The following is a 22,253-nucleotide window of genomic DNA, read 5'->3' on the forward strand; positions in this document are numbered from 1 at the left end:
ACCTATGATTAATCCTAGAATATTGAGAGATCAATATTTAAAGAATCAAAAAACTTTTTACTAAGTTAGAAAATTCAGCTGGCTTTTCAACTTGAGTCCAATGCCCGCATTCACCGTATATATGTATCTGTGAATTTTTTATTAGGCGATGTGCTTTGATGGAGTTTTCCATTGGCACAATGACATCTTCTCGGCCATGAACCATCAAGGCCTTATGCTGAATTTGTGCGATTTCGTCTTCAGGTATACCCAAGCCGTCCAGCTTTTCTTGCATGGGTTCTGGGAATAACTTCTCGTAAGCTTCTTGGTAGCCGGGGCGAATACTAGCTTCATAACGCGACTTGATAATTTCTTCGCTGACCAGATCTTGTCTATACGCAAAAATAGACATTAGGCTGCGCATTGCGTCTACCGAGGGCTTATAACCCCACACTTCGCGCAGGCCATCGGTTATTTCAAAATGAATACCCGCAGCGCCCATCATTACGAATCGGTCAACGCGCTCGCCGTGGCGTGCGGCCATGGCAAGACTAATTGCACCACCGAAGGAGTTACCCACAAAATGCGCTTTATCAACCTTAATCGCGTCCATGAACTGGCACATAAACCGCAACCAGTTATCTAAATTGTATTCAAAGCCGTCTGGGTTGTCGGTATAGCCAAAGCCAATGACATCCGGTGCAATCACGTGAAAATCATTTTCTAAAGCTGGAATAAGCAAACGCCAATTAGCGTAAGCCGTTACGCCGGGGCCTGAACCGTGTAATAAAATTACGGTGGGATTACTGCGGTCACCCGACTCTAAATAGTTCGCTTCGTAGCCGTCTGCCAATTCAACTCGTTTTCCCATTTCCGGGTTTAGATTGCTCACATTTACGCACCTTAATTTACGTATAATTTGTACAAATAAATTACACTGAGTAGATATCCAAAACATTGGGAATTATTTCATTCATCACCAGAACTTTACGTTTAGCGATCTTCATTTTATCGTTGTCTAAAAACAGGGTATGTATTTGACCGCCGAAAAAATAATGCTCAGTCCCATTTTTATAACTAAAAGTCGCCCAGTTTGACTTCACTTCAAAAAATGAGTTGCCTATATCTTTAAAGCTTGTGGGTGTAATAATATGACATGTGCGCGGCAAAGGAGTCGACGCCAAAGATCGCCCAGTTTTTATCCGATAAACACGATCTTCTAGCCCAGCTCGCTCGGAATAATAGATCATCGACAACTCGGTTTTAGGATCGTTGGTGCTGTCTAGTTCGTCGCGCCAACATGGAATCCAATACTCGGCATTGGTCAAATATAAATCCAACCAACCATCCCAATCTCTGCTATCCAACAACTGACCCTCAGACACAACTAAACGCGTTGCCAATCGTTCATTCTCAAAATTCATGATTTATTCCTAGTTTCTTAGTCTAGTCGTTAAGCGCTTGAAGCAGCATATCTTTCCACCGTCTATGTTGATTCAGGTAAATTCCCTCATCCTCTAGACCAGTGCCGTAAAACTGAGGTTTCAAATCTAATTGAAGAGTTCTTTCATCTGGAACTGTAAGTAAATTTTTAGCGCCACGAGAAATATCACTCCACTCAGCGCGCATAGCCATAAACCCTTCTTGACTATAATTAAACGCAGCAAGATCATCCGGCGTTGCCATTCCGGCTGCGTTAAAAAAGTCTTCATATTGACGAATCCGAAGGGCCCTTGCTTCTCGGCTTTCATTTTTTGGCGCAAAGCATAATGTCTGAATTTCTGTTTTATTCACAGAAATAGGCTGAATAATTCGAATCTGAGTGCTCATTTGATCCATAAGAAATACATTTGGATAGAGGCACAAATTTCTCCAACAATTATGCATCCACCACGAACGCACACCTCCTACTCGGGCCTCACGCTTTTCTCTACTAGCCCAAGTCGGTCTCGCATCAGGATTAGGCGTTTGATTCCAGAGTACAACATGACCATTTTCAAATGCATAATAGCCACCCGGCAGCTTTGAAAACCCACTGACATCCATGGGCTTTACGGCACTTTCAGATTCAAGCTTAGTGCGATTATTAACGGTCATCACATAATTGCCGTGTATTGAGCCTATGTGATATCCATCAACTCCATTTTCACACTGAAGCTTCCAATTGCCATCAAAAGTATACTTCTGGACACCCGGAATCACTTCTATTTCCCCATTAGGATCCTGATCAATAATGAGATCTATAAATTTTTTCGCCTCGCCCAAATGATCACTCAATCTCGGAACGTCATCCGCAAGACTCCCAAAAATGAACCCACGATAACTTTCAATTTTTGCTATAGGTGTTAGGTTTAACTTTGCTTTATCAAAATTATCACTGTATCCGGCTTTTTCCACATCGCCGCAACTTTGCAACTTGCCATCTGCATCGTACGACCACGAATGAAAAGGGCAAACAAACCGGCGCTTATTCCCCGCCGCAGTTAAGGCCAATTTCGCCCCACGATGCGCACACGCATTGAGGAGGCCACCTATTTTGCCTTGCTCATTACGATTAACTATTACCGGCTGCCGACCTATTTTACTTGTTACAAAATCACCTGGAGCCGGCAACTGACTCTCATGAGCAAGATATACCCAACCAGCCTCAAAGATATTTTCCATTTCAAAATTAAAAATATCTTCGTCTGTGAACATAGAACGCTTCACTCTATAAATTTGTCTTTCTTCATCCTCAGACAGAAGATCTTCTATTAAAATTTTATCGACGCTCATAGATATACCTTACAAAGAATCTCGATTTTATTTTAGTAATGCTAGCATGTCAGTTTATGGGTGACTAGCCTGAATTTTATTTATTTTCTATTATTGTAGTACATAGTTTGCTACGAAATAATACATCGGCTTCCGATATTTAATTAAAGCTGGCAAGTAGTCTTATCAAAAAAATCTCCTCGGCTACTTCTCATCTTCGGCAACCAATAAGGCAACTTACTCATCATACCGCCATCAACATCGATGGCCTGCCCCGTCACCATAGCTGACATATCTGACGCCAAAAATATAGCTACATTTGCAATATCAGACGGCGACGCAATTCGTGGTAACGGAGTTTCTGTTGCAAACAATTCAAATGCTCCATTATCCAATGTCTTTCGTCCTCGCTCTGTTAATACAGCGCCTGGCACCACAACATTGCAGCGAATATTATTGCGGCCATACGTGACTGCAACCTCTTTACTTAATTGATTCACTGCCGCTTTTGAAGCACTATAAGCTGCCAAATCGACCGTAGCAAAACGCGATGCAGCGGAAGAAATATTGACAATGGCACCACCACCAGCATCTATCATATGTTGCAATACATATTTACAGGCTAACATTGCACTAGTCGCATGGGCCCATAATGTCTTATTCCAGTCTTCCACCAACATATCTTTAATTTCACTATCTGGAGCAACTGTACGAGGCACACCCACACTATTAATAAGTACATCCACTCTTGAATATGTCATTGCTGTAAAATCGAATAGACCTTTTATTTGATCTTCATAAAAAATATCTAATTTAAAGAACTCAACTTCGCCGCCTTTACTTTTTATGCGATTTTTGAGCTCTATACCAACCCCTTCATTTATATCTGCAATCATCACTTTTGCACCAAGATCAGAAAGCTTATTTACACAAGACTCGCCGATACCACTCGCCCCTCCCATCACTACTACTACTTTTCCACGCAAGTCATTCATAGCAAGCCCTGTATAATTTTTAAAATTGATACCTATAAAGTTAAAGATATTTTTAATTAGCAAACCAATCGGGCCAGCCCGCCGCCTTATTCTGAGTTTTGGCGATAGCACGCTCACTATCATTCGCATGATTTAGATCCCACTCACGTAGCGCCGGCATAATGATAAATTTTGTCCACACTGGCGGTATAATTGCCGCCATAAAACAAGTAAATACACTAGGCAGCTTCACCGCATCCACATCAGGTTTTAACTCATAATATGGCATATATGAATTTAGATGATGATCAGCGTGATTTGTGATCTCAAATGTCATTGCACGACTTAACGCACCAAGATGATTCCATACATGGCGCTTTTCTATAGGCTCACCCTCTACTCGCACCTGACCATAATGCTGAAAGTAGTTAAACGCTTCCAATAAAAATCGAGCGAGGATACCAGCTACATAGCAAGCCGCCATTCCTTGCCACCCACCAATTAGGAACATCACAACCCCAAACACAATTAATGCTGCAAGCCCTTTCCAAATTCTATGACGGATAGACCACCGGCCAAACCCTCTTCTCTCCATTGAATCAGACTCCATGCGCTGCGACGTCACAAAACTATGTATCATCGCCTCAACTCCAAATGCATACAGAGATTGACCGCGCCTTGCAGTATCACCATCTTTATTGGTCCCTACATCAATATGATGCCCAACCACATGCGCTATGTCCCGAGTGGGATCCATATAGAACACCTGAAAACACAATCCAAAATTTCTTAAAAAAGAATCTCTGCGATGGAACATTTCATGGAAAGCAGGTATACCTACGATAGTTGCTGTCCAACCTGTAGAAATCACAGCGCCAATTGTATTAAAGGCCGTTAAACCACCTTCACCCACTCGCATAGATAATAGAAAATAGGCGGATGCAGCCAGTATCGAAGTAATAACTACTGGAACGTAGGCTAGCCACATTATTTTGATATTTCGTGTTCTTAAATCTCTGGGGAGAATTGCATCACCCAACGCTAAAGCAGGTAACGTTGCTAATCCTAGCCAGACATATCCTCCCCCTAAAACCAGACCAACAACACTTACCAATATTGTCAGCGGGGAAAGGTAATATATTATGTAATCTTTCATTATTATCACCAAATTCTATTTATCATTAATCACATAAGAAATATTATTATTTGATTAAAAATTAAAGTTCGACATCCAATCCCATTCCGGACGCCTCAATTTGGTGTCCAAAAACATCATTCTCGTGGTATTGCTGCTGCGATGACGCCACCACGCCACCCCACCCCAACTCCATCAACCATCCAGAAGGCGTTGCCGAATAGAAAGTTAAAGCCTGATCATTTGCATGTTTTCCAAGATTAAGCGCAACATCAATTTTCTTTGTACGAATAATGTCATGGGCCATACCTAAGTCATCAAGAGAACGGTATTCGATCATGAAATGATTTAGTAGTTTTTGGCTTGGAACTCCGAATGCAATAGAATGCTGTCGATTATTGCAATGCATGAATATTGGCTTCGCCACTCCATCAGGGGTTTTCAAGTGATACTCGATTGACCCACTCAAGCCCAGAAGCTCATAGAACTTATATGACGCGATTGGATCGTCACTTGCTACGAGCGCATGCCCCATCCCCATATCATCGGTAACAAACCCACTATGCATTCGACGACCAGGGTAAAGCGGCAGATGACCATCAACCTGTGGACCGTAAAATATTTCCGTTGGAACACCCGCTGGATCCCGGGTCTTAATCAACCCCAGAACACGCCGCTCTTTGGCCTCAGCCGAACTTCCTACCTTATATGCGATTCCCGCTTCTGAAAGCTTAACCGCCATAGCACTTAACTCAGCTGCGCCAGCTACTCTCCAACCCAAATAGGCGAGGTCATCCTCACTACCGACACGCAATTCTATACGGTGATGCCAATAGTCCATCCTTAGATAGAATGTATCGGCAACTTCGCTTTCCAGCAGCTCCATACCAAGGCAACTCGTAGCATAACTTTTCCAAGCATCAGCATCCGAAATACTCAAACCCATATACCCAAGCTCAGTTACCTTTGCCATACACTTCTCACTCACTATTATTAATTATCGTCGTTTTCATTTAACTCAAAACAACATCTGCTTAAGTTCTTACAAATGCTAGCATGCTAGTTTGGCGCCTGTCAAACTTCCTAAAGTTATGATTCCGACCTCACGCTAAGTTAGAATTTTCATACCACTAACCTGCCACTGCCACTGCCACTGGGATTGGTCAATACACTGCTCACCTCAGTTTCAAAAATCGATATATGACTTTATCCGCAGGCATCAATTTTGCGTGTCGCGCTTCAACCAGCCATATAATATCTATACCGATTATATTTGTAGGCTGGCGCTACACAATAGGATTCTTGCATCACTACACGTTCTCCTAGTGATAAATAGCTGAATGCATGATAGATTTATCGTCTTTAAATCTAAGCTACAAATTGTAGCCATGCGTCTGCTTCCAATGTTGGACTCCACCCTAATGGCAAATTACTTATTAGATGCTTCAAGCATCCAACCTGATCGAAGTCGCATAGGCTTTCCAACTGGAAAAGCGGGACAAATTGCATCATTACTTGAGCAAAGGCTCACTCTTGGCTACTACGATGCCGGGCAAAAACTGTCCTTTCAACAAATTGCTGAGGAGTTTAACGTTAGTAGACAGCCAGTTAGTGTGGCAATTTCTCATTTAAGAGCGTCCGGCTACCTAGAAGTCTCTCCGCAAGTAGGCTGCCATGTCGTGCGTCCAAAAGCATCTGAAGTAATTGATTTTTTTATGGTTTTAAGCAAACTTGAAAGCTGCGTAGTTAGAATGGCTTGCTCAAGACATAAAGACGGCGAGGCTCAGCTTTTACAAGCCATCAAACCAGCCCAAACCATTGATAGCCTCGATAAACTAGTATCCCGAACAGCCTACATTCAGTATATAGACAAATATCATGACTTTATCTGGAAAATGGCAAAAACTCCGTTGTTGGAATATAAATTATCCAGCCTCCGTAAACTCTCAAACTTTTTCTTGTGGCAAGGTAACCCATCAGTTACTCATAAGGCGGCACTTAAACTGACAAACGAGAGAAATGACATTGCTATCGCGATAGCATCTCGGAACGCAGATATTGCTGAAAAACTGATGGAAAAACATATCGTAGGTAAGCTTGAAGCCATCGACTTGATATAAAGTATCTTCACTACTTTATATCATATGGCATCCGTCAGTGGTGCGGAATGTAGAAAGATGGCTCCCGACCATCACCATGCTTTGAACTTGAATAACCGTCCCCGCTCACCTTCATCGTGCAATGTCACGACGATTTCTTCTGCCGCGAAAACTGGCTCATCATCGGTACGCCCCGGCAAGTCCGAATCGATCAGCGTGATGATAGGCTGTAACCCCAGTTCAGTGTATCGACGAATGACCGCTATAAGATTCTCCTTCTTGCGATCATCTAATGACTCGAATACACCATCGTGATAGACAAAACGTGGGAATTTGTCGTCGAGATGCGCACGTAAAACTGCAAGATCGAAGGCAATACACAGTAACTTGCGATAAGTGTACCCAAGGTCGGCGCTGGTCGCATTACCCGACTCATCCAAAATCTCCGCCTTGAACTCAAGGTGCCCCGCCTGATTTGGAGAAACACTCAACAATGCCTTTCTGTCGATCATTTCTTCAACAATTTCGCTGAAAAAAACTCGAATCGACGAAAACAAACTATCCGGGTCCGAGTTCTGTTTCTCGACATCAACCTCTATTTGGGTTTACAGATGACCACGCGATTCAGTTAACGCTCTAATGTCTGTGCGTAACTCTTGTAAACGGTGCAAAAAGCCTCGTTGGCGCTCTAAGGATGTGATGTCTGCACGCAGTGTTACCATTTCGTCAGAAACTTGTCTAAATTTTCCGAAAACGTCGGTTTCGCTCAAAAATGAAAGCATGTCCGAGCGCTTTTTCCCCAGCGCCCCAAGTTCAGCGCTAACACATTTCAGTTCAGCTTCGATCTCACCACGCTCCTCCTGAAGATAGCCACGGCGCTCATCCGTTATCGCCCGATTGAAGGCGATCAATTGCTGAAAGTCCTTCTTGACCTGCCCCTTGAAAAGGACACCCGCCTCCTCAAATAAGCGTTGTGCGTCCTCCGGATTAAATAAAATCTGATCTTCCTCCAACAAAGGGCTTATAATCTTTGCCGAATCCTTGGCCACACTTTTCCTTCTGTAACCTTTTTAGTATGGCCGGTTTAAGAAGGCCTTTGATCTCTTTAGGAAAGGGACTTAGGAAGGAAGTTTTAGGGTTCATATTGAAGCATCCAAGCTATGCCATATAGATTAAGCATAGCTTGAAAACGCAATAGTATGATAGTTTTTTGTTTAGTATGATAGTTTTTTGTTTAGTATGATGGTTTTTTGTCAATCTACACAACACTGTGAGGCGATTTTTTGTTTATTCTACTGTTACAGACTTGGCCAAATTTCTGGGTTGATCGACATCTGTGCCTTTTAAAATCGCAACATGATAAGACAATAACTGAAGGGGAATAGTATAAATAATTGGTGCGATAATATCGTCTACATGGGGCAACTCAATAATATCTAAGCCCGGCGCTTCTTTAAAACCCGTCGATTTGTCGGCAAAAACAAATAATTGTCCACCCCGAGCCTGCACTTCTTGAAGATTCGACTTCAGTTTTTCTAACAATTCATCATTGGGTGCGACTGCAATAACCGGCATATCGCCATCGACTAGTGCCAATGGACCGTGTTTTAGCTCACCCGCCGGATAGCTTTCTGCGTGAATATACGAAATTTCTTTCAGCTTTAACGCCCCTTCCATTGCCACCGGCCACTGCACACCCCGGCCAAGAAATAATGCATGTTGCTTTTCAGCAAAGGCATTGGACATGTTTTTAATATCGTCATCCAACGTCAGGGTTTCGCTAAGCAGCTCCGGCAAGGCATGAAGGGCTGCAACAATCGTTTCTTCTTGTTGTTCGCTCAGGTCATGGTAACGACCAAGGGCGACCGTTAACAAGATCAGGGCGACTAACTGAGTGGTAAAAGCTTTGGTAGAGGCCACACCAATTTCTGGCCCGGCTTCTGTCATCAAAAATAAATCTGACTCCCGTACCAAAGAACTTTGGTTAACATTGCAGATAGCCAAAGTAGCGGCGTAATTTAAGGTTTTTGCCAGCCTTAAAGCTGCCAAGGTATCGGCGGTTTCACCCGACTGGGAGATAGTAACCAGTAAGGTATTGGGCTGAACTTTAAATTTTCGGTAGCGGAATTCACTGGCCACTTCAACACGGCAAGTTAAACCCGCATAACCCTCTATCCAATATTTAGCTATCATGCCGGCGTGATAGCTAGTGCCGCAGGCTACAATCTGTACAGTTTCTATTGAAGAAAGTATCTCTCCCGCTTTTGCACCCAAGGCTTCGGCCAAGACCTTACGGCTTCCTAAACGGCCTGCCAAGCTGCGGCGAATCACCTCGGGCTGCTCGTAAATTTCTTTTAGCATGTAATGGCGATAACTGCCTTTGTCTGCAGACTCCGCCGCGGTATCAATCTGATTTACGGTGCGAATAACTGGTTCGTTGTGCTCGTCCCATACCCGAAAATGGCCTGCCGCTACTTCGGCAATATCACCTTCTTCAAGATAGGCAAAACGATCTGTAACTTGTCGTAATGCCAGTTGATCAGAGGCAATAAAGTTTTCACCAATACCAATACCAATCACCAACGGACTACCCTTTCGAGCACACACCAAGCGATCCGGTTGATCCGCATGGATCACCGCCAAACCATAGGCACCTTCAAGTTCTGTAACCGCCAACTTTACTGCACCCAACAAATCTCGTTGTTGTTGATAATAGTGATGCACTAAATGAACAATCGTCTCGGTATCGGTTTGCGATTGGAATTCGTAACCCAGTCCTTCAAGACGCTCTTTAAGGGCTGCATGGTTTTCAATAATGCCGTTGTGCACCAACGATAATTTTTCGGATTGGTGGGGATGGGCGTTTTTCTCTGAGGGTTGACCGTGGGTTGCCCAGCGGGTGTGAGCAATGCCAGTATGCCCCGGCAGTGGACTGCTATCTAAAGCTTCGGTCAGCGCCGATACTTTGCCGACTCGCTTTAAGGCCGACATAGTGCTGTCGGTATCGATGACCGCCATGCCTGCAGAATCGTAGCCGCGATATTCTAAGCGCCGCAAACCTTCTAACAATATTGCCGACACTTCACGCTGAGCGACAGCGCCTACGATTCCACACATAGTGATTCCTTTTTACATCTGTTTTTACAACGGTGGCTACTTTGACAACGGTAGTTACGGCTGTTTTTTAGTTGGCCGCTTCCAACCTGTAATATTACGCTGTTTGCCTCGGGCAACGGCCAGTTCGCCGTCGGCAATATTGCCGGTTATGGTGGAGCCTGCGCCAATGGTCGCGCCGACACCAACATTGACCGGCGCAACCAATGCCGTATTAGAGCCGATAAAGGCATTGTCACCCACTTTAGTTTGATGTTTGTTTACGCCGTCATAGTTGCAAGTAATGGTACCGGCACCAACATTGACACCACTGCCTAGCTCACTGTCACCAATATAGCTTAGGTGATTGGCTTTGCTGCCTTTGGCAAAGGTGGATTTTTTTACCTCAACAAAGTTACCAATGCGAACCTCTTCAGCCAACACGGTGCCAGGACGCAATCGAGCAAAGGGACCGATGATACAATTGGCGGCAAGGTGACTGTCTTCGATCATGGAGTTGGCTTTCACTTCTACCCCCTCTTCTATCTTGCAGTCTACCAATACACAGTTGGGACCTATTTTACAGTTCTCGGCAATTTCTACATTGCCTTCAAACACACAGTTCACATCTATGCTCACATCAGATGCGCAGGACAAGGTGCCACGAATATCAATTCTGCCAGCATCTGCCAGGGTGACGCCCGCTTCCATCAATTGTTGGGCACGGCGCAACTGCAATGCTCGTTCAAGCTCCTGAAGCTGCACCCGACTGTTGACACCCTGAATCTCCAGTTCGCTAGTGGGTTGCGCCACTGCAATCTGATAGCCCTCAGACACAGCCATTGCAATGGTGTCAGTAAGATAATATTCGCCTTGAGCATTATCTGACTTCAGGGCAGGCAACCAGCGGTTAAAGGAGGACGCCGACGCGGCAAGAATGCCTGTGTTCACTTCATTGATGGTCAGCTGTTCTGCACCGGCATCTTTTTGCTCAACAATGCGAATAACATCGCCATTATTATTGCGAACAATACGTCCGTAGCCATTGGGATTATCGAGGCTTGCCGTCAGCAGCGCCAAGCTCTGATCGCTTACTTTGTTCAATAAATCCTGCAGCGTAGCGGCCGAGATTAAGGGAACATCGCCGTATAATACAGCAACCGTTGCGTCCTTAGAGATATGTGGCAGTGCTTGTGCCACGGCGTGGCCGGTGCCGTTCTGTTCACGTTGCTCCACCCAGTTTACCTGGGGTATATCAATCGCTTGTTTTACCTGATCTGCACCGTGACCGACCACCACATGGATCTTTTCTGCACCTACTTGCAACGCAGCTTCGATTGCCCATTGCAGCAGGGATTTGCCAGCAAGTTTATGCAGCACCTTGGGCTGGCTTGACTTCATACGGGTGCCTTTTCCGGCGGCGAGGATGACGATTTCCAGTGACATAAAACAGTTCCTTGCTTAAAGGCGACCCAAAGCTAGGAATGGTAACCAATGCTCTTCTAGCTGGCCACGTCTTTGCAGCTTTGCAGACCAGGTTTTCACCCAGCAATAAGGTCGCGGTTTCAACTCATCGCCGTGTTGGACACAATGCCACGAAAAAAGTTATCCATGATCTGCGCTAAAAACCCGCTATTATTGCCACGATCTGTGCATTTGTCGCCATTATCCAACAGTTTCTATTTTATTAGCGTCGCTTTTTCAAGGCAGGTCTTTCTTGTTTCTGACTGGTGACGGACTTCGGTTAAGCAGATTTTGCAAACTACTGATTTAAAACACTATTTTTTAAAATTAATTAATTTCCGAATATGACCCGTTATTTCTTCAAAACTCTTTCTCGTTTCTAACGCTTTGTGTAGGATGCGCCACGCAGCTGCAGGTGCCCTTGGGGGTGGCAGTCGTACTCATCTGCAAACATGAAAAGGACGGTGCTTAATTGCACCTTATAGGGCAAATATTAATGCATGGCTTGAAACGTTTTCTCCTCCACTTTTTTCTTCCAATTTTTATCGTTAACGGTTTTCTTTCATCTTCGCTTCACGCACTGGAACTTGATCCGGCTGATTTTATTGCAGCACCACCCGGTACCAACCTAGTACTAATGTACAACCAGTTTTCCAGCTTCAATTCTCTATACAGTGATGGCAACAAACTGCCCATTAATGCAGGGCTTCGTACTAATGTTAATCTGCTCCGGGTCGTACATTTTATGGAATATAAGGGGATAACCTTTGATCCCCAATTTATCCTGCCTTTTGGTCGCCTGGAGGGCCGTAGAGATAACTCGAATTTAGGCGGTGAAGGTGGCACTGGCGACCTGTTAATTACTGCAGCAGCCTGGTTGGTTAATAAGCCTGCCAGTGGCCAATACTTTACTATTATCCCCTACCTGTTTTTACCCACTGGCAGCTACGATAAACGCTCCCCTTTAAATCTTGGTGAAAACCGCTACAAAGTGGCTTTGCAAGCCGGGGGGACTGTTGCGCTTGGTCCACGTTATCTTGTGGATTATGCCGCTGATGTCAGCTACTTTGGTGACAATGATGAGTTTGGACCGACATCACAGTTACTTGAACAAGCTCCCTTGTATCAATTGCAAACAAAGCTAAGTCGCATCATTAATGGCCATTGGAAAATTAGTACCGGCTTAACGTATACCTATGGCGGCGAAGAAAAAGTATCTGGGGTTGCGCTTGAGAATGAGAAAAATGATTGGCGTTTTGAAGTGGGAGCTACCCTGAATATCACTCCGGCGCATCAAATCATCGCCCTCTATAAACGTGACTTAAAGGTCGAGAATGGTTTCCGCATGGATCATGGTCTTTATCTACGGTTTCTGTACGCCTTTTAATAGCCTGGATGCTTTGGTTTTTAACCGACTTCAGGCTTTTTATAATTATTTTTTGTCGTTGTAGCCAATTATTTCTATAACAATAATGCCATTTCTTCTCTAATTTCCTCGCATAAAAAAAGGCAGCCGAAGCTGCCTTTTTAAACAAAATCTAAATAAATTAGCTTTTGTTCATAGTCTTGCGAATCTGCTGCAAGGTACGAAGTTGAGCCGAAGACGCGGCCAACTGAGCGGCCGCACGGCCGTAGTCGATGTCGCCACTTTGGTTCATCATATCTTGCTGTGCCTGCTTCTGGGCTTCCAGGGCAGCGGCCTCGTCTAAGTCGCCGGCGCGCAGTGCCGTATCGGCAAGAATGCTGACTACGTTGGGCTGCACTTCCAGGAAGCCACCGGATACGTAGTAGATCAATTCTTCACCGCTGTCCAACACAACACGAACCGGACCAGGCTCTAACGAGGTAAGCAGAGGCGCGTGACCGTAGGTGACACCCAGGTCACCATCAACACCGTTCGCGACAATTAATTTGGCACGGCCAGAATAAATTTCTGCTTCGGCGCTTACAATGTCACAGTGAATAGTCATAGCCATATCTTCTGCCTCTTAGGCGTGAAGCTCGCAAAGCGAGCTTACAATTTACCTGCTTTCTCAACTGCTTCTTCAATGGTGCCGACCATGTAGAAAGCCTGCTCTGGCAGGTGATCGTAGTCACCAGCAAGAATGCCTTTAAAGCCAGTAATGGTATCTTTCAAAGATACATACTTACCTGGGCTACCGGTGAAGACTTCTGCAACGTGGAAAGGCTGAGACAGGAAGCGTTCGATTTTACGAGCGCGTTCAACAGTCTTTTTGTCTTCTTCAGACAGTTCATCCATACCCAAAATGGCGATGATGTCTTTCAGCTCTTTAAAGCGCTGTAAGACCATCTGTACACCACGGGCCACTTCGTAATGCTCAGCACCAATGATCAGCGGGTCGAGCTGACGAGATGTAGAGTCCAGTGGATCTACCGCAGGGTAAATACCTTTAGACGCGATGTCCCGGCTCAATGTTACCGTTGAGTCCAAGTGAGCAAAGGTGGTGGCTGGCGAGGGGTCAGTCAAGTCATCTGCAGGTACATATACCGCCTGGATAGACGTGATAGAACCCGTCTTGGTGGAGGTAATACGCTCCTGAAGAACACCCATCTCTTCTGCCAGTGTTGGCTGATAACCTACCGCTGATGGCATACGACCCAACAGTGCAGATACTTCGGTACCGGCCAGTGTGTAACGGTAGATGTTATCGACGAAGAACAGTACATCACGACCTTCATCACGGAATTTCTCCGCCATGGTCAGACCTGTCAGAGCAACGCGCAGACGGTTGCCTGGGGGCTCATTCATCTGGCCGTAAACCATCGCAACTTTAGATTTGCTGAATTCTTCAACGTTAACAACGCCAGCTTCCTGCATCTCGTGGTAGAAGTCGTTACCTTCACGAGTCCGCTCACCCACACCGGCAAATACGGACAAGCCGCTGTGCTCAGTCGCGATGTTGTTGATCAGTTCCATCATGTTGACGGTTTTACCAACACCGGCACCACCGAACAAACCAACTTTACCACCCTTGGCGAAAGGACAAACCAGATCGATAACCTTGATGCCGGTTTCGAGGATATCTGAAGAGGCGGCTAATTCTTCGTAGGCAGGTGCCTTACGGTGAATTTCCATACGCTCTTTTTCACCAATAGGACCGCACTCATCGATAGGGTTACCGAGTACGTCCATGATGCGTCCCAGGGTTTCAACACCCACGGGTACTTTGATTTTTTCTTTGGTGTTGTTGACGTCAAGACCGCGACGAAGACCTTCTGAAGAGCCTAGTGCGATGGCGCGTACTACGCCGTCGCCCAACTGCTGCTGCACTTCAAGGGTCAAACCGCTGTCAGTCACTGTCAACGCGTCATAAACCTGCGGTACCGCATCGCGTGGAAATTCCACGTCGATAACGGCGCCGATGACTTGTACGATACGTCCGCTGCTCATGTCCGGTTCCTCTTAAAAACCTTAAAATTTCGAAATCTATTTCCGGGCCCGTCTAATCTCAAGGATTAAGACGATACCGCCGCCGCGCCACTTACAATTTCTGACAACTCTTGGGTAATTGCTGCCTGACGGGCTTTGTTGTAAACCAGCTGCAAGCCGTCAATGATATCGCCCGCATTATCGGTAGCGCTTTTCATTGCGATCATTCGTGCAGCCTGTTCACAGGCGCCGTTTTCTACTACGGTCTGGTAAACCTGCGACTCAACGTAACGAGTCAAAAGCCCTTCCAGTAATTCTTCCGGAGTAGGTTCGTAGATATAATCCCAGTGATGCTTAAGCGCATCATCCTGTTCCGCTTCCAGGGGCAATAACTGACGTACAAACGGGTTTTGAGTCATGGTGTTCACAAACTCATTCCCTACCAAAAACAAGCGGTCAATTTTGCCTTCGCTGTAGGCTTCTAGCATGACTTTAACGCTGCCAATCAGGTCTGAAACCGAAGGCGCTTCGCCTATGTCTCTCACTGAGGCAACCACGTTGCCGCCGAAATTTTTAAAGAAGCCTTGCGCCTTGGCGCCCACCAAGCAGAGGTCAACTTCTACAGATTGCTCAGACCACTGCTTCATGCCTTTGAGCGCAGCTTTGAACATATTGGTGTTCAAGCCGCCACATAGGCCGCGGTCTGTAGAAACAATCACAAAGCCAACGCGCTTAACGTCGCGCTCTTCCATGTACTGGTGGCGGTATTCGGGATTTGCATTGGCGATATGCCCAACCACCGCGCGCATGCGCTGCGCGTAGGGTTTACCCACTTCCATACGATCTTGAGCTTTGCGCATTTTACTGGCGGCCACCATTTCCATGGCGCTAGTAATCTTTTGCGTGCTCTTGATGCTGGAAATCTGGGTGCGTATTTCTTTTGCACCTGCCATGATTCAAAATCCTCAAAGCAGAAATGCTGCAGCGACTAGCAGTCATTGCAGCAGATCCGAATTACCAAGTTTGCGTTGACTTGAACTTCTCAACCAGTTCTTTGAACTTGCCTTCCAAGTCGTCGTTCCAGCTACCTGTATCGTTAATTTCTTTCATTACCGCGCTGTATTCTGCGTGGGCGAAAGAAATAACCGCACTTTCAAAATCCAGTACTTTGGCAACGTCGATATCTTTCAGGTGACCTTCGTTTGCGCAGTACAAAGACAGTGCCATATCGGCAATACTCATTGGGCTGTACTGTTTCTGCTTCATCAGCTCAGTAACACGCTCACCCTGAGACAGCTGGGCTTTGGTTGCTTCATCCAGATCAGAAGCAAACTGAGAGAATGCCGCCAGCTCGCGGTATTGAGCCAGCGCGGTACGAATACCACCAGACAGCTTCTTAATTACTTTAGACTGAGCAGAACCACCTACACGCGATACCGAAACACCCGCGTTCATTGCCGGACGAATACCGGAGTTGAACATGTCAGCTTCAAGGAAGATCTGACCGTCGGTGATAGAGATAACGTTAGTCGGTACGAAAGCCGATACGTCACCTGCCTGAGTTTCGATGATAGGCAGTGCGGTCAAAGAACCGGTTTTGCCTGTCACTTTACCGTCGGTAAATTTCTCAACGTAATCAGCAGATACCCGAGCAGCACGCTCTAGCAGACGCGAGTGGAGGTAGAAAACGTCACCGGGGTAAGCTTCACGGCCTGGCGGACGACGCAGCAACAGGGAGATCTGACGATAGGCCCATGCTTGCTTAGTCAAATCATCATAGATGATCAACGCGTCTTCACCGCGGTCACGGTAGTACTCACCGATAGTGCAACCTGTGAAGGGAGCAATAAACTGCATAGAAGCGGGATCAGACGCGGTGGCCGCAACGATAACCGTGTGGTCCATCGCGCCATGTTCTTCTAGTTTACGTACTACGGCTGCGATGGATGAAGCTTTTTGGCCTATCGCAACGTAGATACATTTAATCCCAGAATCTTTTTGGTTGATAATGGCGTCAACCGCAATAGCGGTTTTACCAATCTGGCGGTCACCGATAATCAGCTCACGCTGACCACGGCCGATGGGTACCATAGAATCAACCGCTTTCAGACCAATCTGTACAGGCTGGTCTACTGATTGACGCCAGATAACACCGGGGGCCACTTTCTCTATCGCGTCAGTTTCTTTGGCGTCGACAGGGCCTTTGCCATCAATAGGGCTACCCAGAGCGTTCACTACGCGGCCTTGCAGTTCAGGGCCAACGGGAACTTCCAGGATACGGCCAGTACATTTACAGGTCTGGCCTTCTGCGATACTGAGGTAATCGCCCAACACTACAGCACCGACGGAGTCGCGCTCTAGGTTAAGGGCCATGCCAAAGTGGCCGCCTTCAAATTCGATCATTTCGCCGTACATTACCTCGGTCAAACCGTGGATACGTACGATACCGTCGGATACCGATACTACCGTGCCCTCATTTTGGGCTTGGGCAGATACATCTAACTGATCGATGCGCTGCTTGATAATATCGCTAATCTCGGATGGATTCAGTTGCTGCATGCTCTGTTCCTCAATCCTATTCTCTAAACGCTCAGGAAGTTAATGCTTCAGCGAGTTTCGCCAAGCGACCGCGCACCGAGCCATCAATTACCAAGTCACCTGCCCGTACCACGACACCACCTAATAACTTGGGGTCGACTTGGTTGTGGATTTTGATCTCGCGCTTTAACTTCTCACGCAATTTCTCTGCTAGGCGTTTTTCAGACTCGGGGTCTAGTGCCAGTGCAGTGGTTAATTCCACATCTACAGTTTGTTCTTGGATGGCTTTTTGTGCTTCAAACAACTCGCTGATTAGCGGTAGCAAACTCAAGCGTTTGTTCTCTGCGAGAATCCTGATGAAATTTTGACCACCTGCGTTAAGCGCGTCGCCACAGACTTCTATAAAGCTCTGCGCCTGTTCGTCAGTAGTCTTTGACGGTGATGACAGCAATTTTTCTACCGCCTCACTGCTAGAAACTGCCGCTGCAGTTGCCAGCATAGTAGACCACTCTGCTAACGCAGATGATGCCAGGGCGTGTTCAAACGCCGCCTTGGCATACGGTCTTGCCATTGTGCTCAATTCAGCCATGATCAACCTCGCTTATAGGCCTGCGGCCAGCTTGTCGACCATGTCTTTGTGAACAGACTCATCGATTGACGCTTCGAGGATCTTCTCAGCACCCGCAAAAGCCAGTGTCGCAACCTGTGAACGCAGTGCTTCTTTTGCACGATTCACTTCTTGTTCAACTTCAGCTTGTGCAGACGCTTTCAGGCGATCGCCCTCAGTGCGTGCAGTGTCTTTTGCTTCTTCAACGATTTGACTGGCTCGTTTATTAGCAGCATCAATGATGCCTGCTGCTTCTGCTTTTGCCTCGCGCAGTTGTTTGGCGGCTTTTTCTTGAGCGAGCTCAAGATCACGGCCGGCACGATCTGCGGCATCTAAACCGTCGGCAATCTGCTTCTCTCTTTCTTCCATCGCGCTGCGGATAGCTTTCCAAACGAAAGCGTGGCAGAACCATACGAAGAATAGAAAGGTTATCGATTGTCCAATCAGTGTGAGATTAATATTCACGCCGATACCTCTGCTATGTGTGTTTGCTGGACGTAGTGTTTACGTGCGATACCTTAGGCAGGCAGGCCGGGAACAACGACGAACAACACATACATAGCGATACCTACACCGATCATTGGAACCGCATCAAGCAGACCTGCGATCAGGAACATTTTGCCTTGCAGCATAGGGGCCAATTCGGGCTGACGTGCAGAGCCTTCCAACAACTTACCGCCCAACAGAGCGAAGCCGATAGCAGTACCCAGTGCGCCAAAACCAATCATCAAAGAAACAGCGATCAGTGCCAAACCCATGGTAGTTCTCCTAGTTCATTTAAAGTTAAAAAGTAAGTAAAGCTTAAAAAATCAGTGGAACTGGTCTTCTTCTTCAATTTGGTGAGCCGTTGCCATATAAACAATGGTCAACACCATAAAGACGAAGGCCTGTAATGTAATGACGAGGATGTGGAATACGGCCCACGCCCACTGCAATACACCTGCGAATGCGCCCAGTAACAAACCTGCACCAAACATAGTCGCAATCAGGATAAAAATCATCTCACCAGCGTACATATTGCCGAACAACCGTAAACCGAGTGAGATTGGCTTGGATACCCAAGAAATTGCTTCCAATGCAAAGTTGATGGGCACCAGGAACACATTCACGAACCACTTGGGGTGGTGGAATGGGTGTAAGGTCAGTTCTTTGACAAAGCCCATCAAACCTTTTTTGGCGATGGTGAAATACACCATTAAGCCAAATACGGTAAAGCCCATGCCCAAAGTTACGTTGGGGTCGGTAGTCGGTACGACTTTAAAGAAGAAATGCGGGTTGCCAGTGATTTGGCCCATGGCCCACGGTAGCCAGTCGACAGGTACCAAGTCCATGGTATTCATCAACAAAATCCACACAAAGATGGTCAGTGCCATCGGTGCAATCATGGCATTTTTGTAGTGGAAGCCGTCTTTTACTGTCTGGTCGATAAAACCAACGACCATTTCGACAAAATTTTGCATGCCGCGAGGAACGCCGCTGTGCGCACGCTTGGCAATGCGGGCAAAAATCAGTAGGAATAATGCGCCTAGGCCAATGGACCAAAGCATGGAATCTACATGAAGGGCCATAAAGCCCATATCGGAGGCTTCGGCGCTGCTGTGAGCCAGCGTCCAGGTGTCGTTTTTGAGCACTTCATGAACGTGTCCGGATTCGTCCACACGCTCATAACCGGCAGGGAGCTTGCCAAAAGTGAGATTGGTTAGATGGTGTTGGATATATCCAACGGTGGTTTGGGATTCACCTGCCATGTGTCACTCTCGTATTGAATTACGCGGTTCGGCGCTCACGTTGTTTTTCCACCCGGCCGTAAAAGGCAACCAACAGAGTGTTTAACAGTAGCGCAGCTAAATAGGCTAAAAATAAGAAAAGCACGTTTAATGGAGAAAGCGCAGCAAAAACCCCGGCGAACAAAGCCACCGTGGTGATATATTTCCCCGCCTCTCCTCGATAAAAGGATTGGCTAATCTCCCGGGCATACAGCGCTCCCGAATAACGAAACGCTTGGCGTGCAAAATAGGCATTGGGTCCAATGGAAATCAACCCGCCCGCAAATACTGAGTACGCCTCTACCCAATCAAAGGGAAATAAAACTGCGACGCTCGCCATCACCAGCAACAATAATTGCAAAGCATAGATTTTAAACAACGGCGGTCTGGCAATCGTATGGGCAGCGTGCGGCGCTGAGATATGTGTCTCTACTAGTGTCATACGCTGCGTATTGCTAACCAATTTGCCGATGCGGCATCTGTTTTGGTGATGAAACGGCTTGTCTAAAAAGCGGGGCGAATTATAGGGTCTGTTTGGCTAAGTATCAACCAGTTTGCAGCTACATCGCGCCTAAAGTATGAAGCTGGGCCCTTTCATTTGCCCGCTACAATCAAGTAGTTAGCATCATAATTTTGTCATTTTTAAAAAGTTATACCAGATCAGGTGTATCTGCTAACAACCCTATACTATATAAGCTATTTAATATGAGCGAGAATTCCGTCCAGCTCGTCGAGACTACTGTATTGAATTACCAGCTTTCCTCGACCCTTATTGCCATGTTGAATCGCTACGGGAGACCCGACTCGCTCCGATAACTCTTCTTGAAGCTTGAGAATATCGGGATCTTTTTCTGCTGGCTTGGTTTGATCGGCTGACTTTTCTTCGACCAATTTTCGTACCAGCGCTTCAGTTTGGCGCACCGACAAGCCGCGGCTTACCACTGTATTCGCCGCAGAAGACTGCTGTTCCGGGGGCAAACCTAACAACGCCCGGGCGTGGCCCATTTCAATATCACCATTCTCCAGCAATTTTTGTACCTCTTCCCGCAAACCGGTCAGACGTAGCAAATTGGTGATGGTGGTTCTGGATTTGCCCACCAGACGGGCTATTTCCGCGTGGGTCAATTCAAATTCTTTTTGCAGGCGAACCATGGCGAGGGCTTCTTCCATCGGATTGAGGTCTTCCCGCTGGAGATTTTCGATCAGCGCCATTGCCGCTGCGGTCTCGTCGGGGACCTCTCGGATCAAGGCCGGTACCGTGTCCAATCCGGCCAGCTGGGAGGCGCGCCAGCGCCGTTCGCCGGCAATAATTTCGTATCGGTCCACGCCCAGCAAACGCACCACAATTGGCTGCATAATGCCTTGGGACTTGATGGATTCAGCCAGTTCTTCCAGCGCTTCGGGTTGCATATCCCGGCGTGGCTGATATTTACCCCGCTGTAAAAATTCAATGGGCAAATTGCGCATGCTACCTTCGACCACTGATTCTGACACCGAATGTTCCGTTATAGCGGGCGTTGGCGCATCACCGCTGTCAGTGATATCTGGCAATGGCGCGGGCTGTACCGCAACCGGTTCGGCAGATGCACCCAGCAGGGCATCTAATCCCCGTCCTAATCCTCGTTTTTTAGCCATCGATCTGTTCAGCCTGTGCACTGTTATTTTCAAGGACGCCACTTGGCGGCGTGGTACTAAGTCGCCGCAGCATTTCTCCAGCCAATGCCAGATAGGCTAGGGCACCTTTGGACTGCTTGTCGTAATACAACACAGGCAATCCATGACTGGGGGCTTCTGCCAACCGCACATTTCTGGGGATAACGGTGCTATAAACCTTATCGCCAAAATGGCGTTTTAATTCGTCGGTAACCTGATTGGTCAAGCTGGTGCGACCGTCATACATGGTGCGCAAAATACCTTCCACTTCCAGCTCGGGGTTTATCAGTTGCTTGACCCGATTCACTGTGTTGAGCAAGGCACTTAAACCTTCCAAGGCATAATATTCGCACTGCATGGGAATGATTACGCCGTGAGCTGCAGCAAGAGCATTGACGGTGAGCATATTCAGCGATGGAGGACAATCGATCAAAATATAATCATAGTCATCTAATATCGGATGTAATGCTTCTTTAAGACGAAATTCCCGGCCAATTTCATTAATCAGCTCAACTTCTGCCGCGGTTAGATCTTGGTTTGACGGTACAACACTAAAACCGCTGTCTTCGGCGTAGGTCAAAGTATCCGCAATACTTCGCCCGCCCACCAACACGTCGTAAACAGAGTATTCAACGTCGTCTTTATCGACACCGCAACCCATAGTGGCATTGCCTTGGGGATCGAGATCAATCATCAAGACCCGACGTTTGGTCGCCGCCAGCGACGCAGCCAGGTTAACGGTAGTAGTCGTTTTACCGACACCGCCTTTTTGATTGGTGATTGCAAAGACCTTGGCCACG

23 protein-coding genes are annotated in these 22,253 nt (G+C 46.7%); 2 read left to right on the top strand and 21 right to left on the bottom strand.

Features of this window, described 5'->3' with window-relative positions:
* Positions 1-37: 37 nt before the first annotated feature.
* The 6 genes from IMCC21906_RS01940 to IMCC21906_RS01965 form a co-directional block, all read right to left on the bottom strand.
* Positions 38-871 (bottom strand): alpha/beta fold hydrolase, encoded by an 834-nt coding sequence (locus tag IMCC21906_RS01940; RefSeq protein WP_156165964.1) that lies wholly within the window; start codon positions 869-871, stop codon positions 38-40.
* A gap of 40 nt (positions 872-911) precedes the next feature.
* Positions 912-1,403 carry an aromatic-ring-hydroxylating dioxygenase subunit beta gene (locus tag IMCC21906_RS01945; protein ID WP_047010754.1) on the bottom strand — a complete coding sequence of 164 codons (492 nt, stop codon included), beginning with the start codon at positions 1,401-1,403 and terminating at the stop codon, positions 912-914.
* Between the two features lie 22 nt (positions 1,404-1,425).
* Positions 1,426-2,754 (bottom strand): Rieske 2Fe-2S domain-containing protein, encoded by a 1,329-nt coding sequence (locus IMCC21906_RS01950; RefSeq protein ID WP_082117310.1) that lies wholly within the window; start codon positions 2,752-2,754, stop codon positions 1,426-1,428.
* A 143-nt stretch (positions 2,755-2,897) separates the two neighbouring features.
* Positions 2,898-3,791, bottom strand: coding sequence for an SDR family NAD(P)-dependent oxidoreductase (locus tag IMCC21906_RS01955; RefSeq protein ID WP_047010756.1), 894 nt, complete (start codon positions 3,789-3,791; stop codon positions 2,898-2,900).
* Positions 3,781-4,863: an alkane 1-monooxygenase gene (locus tag IMCC21906_RS01960; protein ID WP_047010757.1), complete on the bottom strand. Its 1,083-nt coding sequence runs from the start codon at positions 4,861-4,863 to the stop codon at positions 3,781-3,783. The genes IMCC21906_RS01955 and IMCC21906_RS01960 overlap by 11 nt, the downstream gene beginning before the upstream one ends.
* 61 nt (positions 4,864-4,924) lie before the next feature.
* Positions 4,925-5,815 carry a VOC family protein gene (locus IMCC21906_RS01965; RefSeq protein ID WP_047010758.1) on the bottom strand — a complete coding sequence of 297 codons (891 nt, stop codon included), beginning with the start codon at positions 5,813-5,815 and terminating at the stop codon, positions 4,925-4,927.
* 448 nt (positions 5,816-6,263) lie between these two features.
* Here IMCC21906_RS01965 and IMCC21906_RS01970 point away from each other — a divergent pair, with 448 nt between their 5' ends.
* Positions 6,264-6,962, top strand: a complete 699-nt coding sequence (locus IMCC21906_RS01970; protein WP_197085933.1) for a GntR family transcriptional regulator — start codon at positions 6,264-6,266, stop codon at positions 6,960-6,962.
* A gap of 71 nt (positions 6,963-7,033) precedes the next feature.
* Here the strand turns inward: IMCC21906_RS01970 and IMCC21906_RS17030 are convergent, their stop codons facing one another.
* The 4 genes from IMCC21906_RS17030 to glmU all read right to left on the bottom strand — a co-directional run bounded on the left by IMCC21906_RS17030 (position 7,034) and on the right by glmU (position 11,480).
* Positions 7,034-7,498 carry a DUF2326 domain-containing protein gene (locus IMCC21906_RS17030; protein WP_231580302.1) on the bottom strand — a complete coding sequence of 155 codons (465 nt, stop codon included), beginning with the start codon at positions 7,496-7,498 and terminating at the stop codon, positions 7,034-7,036.
* Positions 7,499-7,546: 48 nt separating this feature from the next.
* A complete protein-coding gene (locus IMCC21906_RS17035) occupies positions 7,547-7,990 on the bottom strand; it encodes a hypothetical protein (RefSeq protein ID WP_231580303.1) in 444 nt (147 codons plus the stop codon).
* A gap of 238 nt (positions 7,991-8,228) precedes the next feature.
* The gene (gene glmS, locus IMCC21906_RS01980; RefSeq protein ID WP_047010760.1) at positions 8,229-10,058 is read right to left on the bottom strand and encodes a glutamine--fructose-6-phosphate transaminase (isomerizing); all 1,830 of its coding nucleotides are present in this window, start codon (positions 10,056-10,058) and stop codon (positions 8,229-8,231) included.
* A 54-nt stretch (positions 10,059-10,112) separates the two neighbouring features.
* Positions 10,113-11,480: a bifunctional UDP-N-acetylglucosamine diphosphorylase/glucosamine-1-phosphate N-acetyltransferase GlmU gene (glmU, locus tag IMCC21906_RS01985; RefSeq protein WP_047010761.1), complete on the bottom strand. Its 1,368-nt coding sequence runs from the start codon at positions 11,478-11,480 to the stop codon at positions 10,113-10,115.
* 514 nt (positions 11,481-11,994) lie between these two features.
* On the opposite strand from glmU, the gene IMCC21906_RS01990 reads away from it, so the two are divergent.
* Positions 11,995-12,885 (top strand): transporter, encoded by an 891-nt coding sequence (locus IMCC21906_RS01990; protein WP_052763317.1) that lies wholly within the window; start codon positions 11,995-11,997, stop codon positions 12,883-12,885.
* Positions 12,886-13,045: 160 nt separating this feature from the next.
* Here the strand turns inward: IMCC21906_RS01990 and IMCC21906_RS01995 are convergent, their stop codons facing one another.
* From IMCC21906_RS01995 to IMCC21906_RS02045, 11 genes are all read right to left on the bottom strand, one after another.
* Positions 13,046-13,474, bottom strand: a complete 429-nt coding sequence (locus tag IMCC21906_RS01995; protein ID WP_047010762.1) for a F0F1 ATP synthase subunit epsilon — start codon at positions 13,472-13,474, stop codon at positions 13,046-13,048.
* Between the two features lie 38 nt (positions 13,475-13,512).
* The gene (atpD, locus tag IMCC21906_RS02000) at positions 13,513-14,910 is read right to left on the bottom strand and encodes a F0F1 ATP synthase subunit beta (RefSeq protein ID WP_047010763.1); all 1,398 of its coding nucleotides are present in this window, start codon (positions 14,908-14,910) and stop codon (positions 13,513-13,515) included.
* Positions 14,911-14,975: 65 nt separating this feature from the next.
* Entirely contained in the window at positions 14,976-15,842 is an 867-nt protein-coding gene (atpG, locus tag IMCC21906_RS02005; RefSeq protein ID WP_047010764.1) for a F0F1 ATP synthase subunit gamma, read from the bottom strand.
* Between the two features lie 61 nt (positions 15,843-15,903).
* On the bottom strand, positions 15,904-17,448 hold the full coding sequence (atpA, locus tag IMCC21906_RS02010) for a F0F1 ATP synthase subunit alpha (RefSeq protein ID WP_047010765.1): 1,545 nt from the start codon (positions 17,446-17,448) through the stop codon (positions 15,904-15,906).
* A 31-nt stretch (positions 17,449-17,479) separates the two neighbouring features.
* A complete protein-coding gene (locus tag IMCC21906_RS02015) occupies positions 17,480-18,016 on the bottom strand; it encodes a F0F1 ATP synthase subunit delta (protein ID WP_047010766.1) in 537 nt (178 codons plus the stop codon).
* A gap of 12 nt (positions 18,017-18,028) precedes the next feature.
* Complete coding sequence (locus IMCC21906_RS02020; RefSeq protein ID WP_047010767.1) at positions 18,029-18,499, bottom strand: F0F1 ATP synthase subunit B; 471 nt, start codon at positions 18,497-18,499, stop codon at positions 18,029-18,031.
* Positions 18,500-18,552: 53 nt separating this feature from the next.
* Positions 18,553-18,792, bottom strand: a complete 240-nt coding sequence (gene atpE / locus IMCC21906_RS02025; protein ID WP_022958922.1) for a F0F1 ATP synthase subunit C — start codon at positions 18,790-18,792, stop codon at positions 18,553-18,555.
* Positions 18,793-18,843: 51 nt separating this feature from the next.
* Complete coding sequence (gene atpB / locus IMCC21906_RS02030) at positions 18,844-19,782, bottom strand: F0F1 ATP synthase subunit A (RefSeq protein ID WP_047010768.1); 939 nt, start codon at positions 19,780-19,782, stop codon at positions 18,844-18,846.
* Between the two features lie 19 nt (positions 19,783-19,801).
* Entirely contained in the window at positions 19,802-20,242 is a 441-nt protein-coding gene (locus IMCC21906_RS02035) for an ATP synthase subunit I (RefSeq protein ID WP_047010769.1), read from the bottom strand.
* A 254-nt stretch (positions 20,243-20,496) separates the two neighbouring features.
* A complete protein-coding gene (locus tag IMCC21906_RS02040; protein ID WP_047010770.1) occupies positions 20,497-21,435 on the bottom strand; it encodes a ParB/RepB/Spo0J family partition protein in 939 nt (312 codons plus the stop codon).
* Positions 21,428-22,252, bottom strand: coding sequence for a ParA family protein (locus IMCC21906_RS02045; protein WP_082117312.1), 825 nt, complete (start codon positions 22,250-22,252; stop codon positions 21,428-21,430). Before IMCC21906_RS02045 ends, IMCC21906_RS02040 begins: the two co-directional genes overlap by 8 nt.
* Between the last annotated feature and the right edge of the window lies 1 nt (position 22,253).

It is taken from the genome of Spongiibacter sp. IMCC21906 (assembly GCF_001010805.1).
GTDB lineage: Bacteria > Pseudomonadota > Gammaproteobacteria > Pseudomonadales > Spongiibacteraceae > Spongiibacter.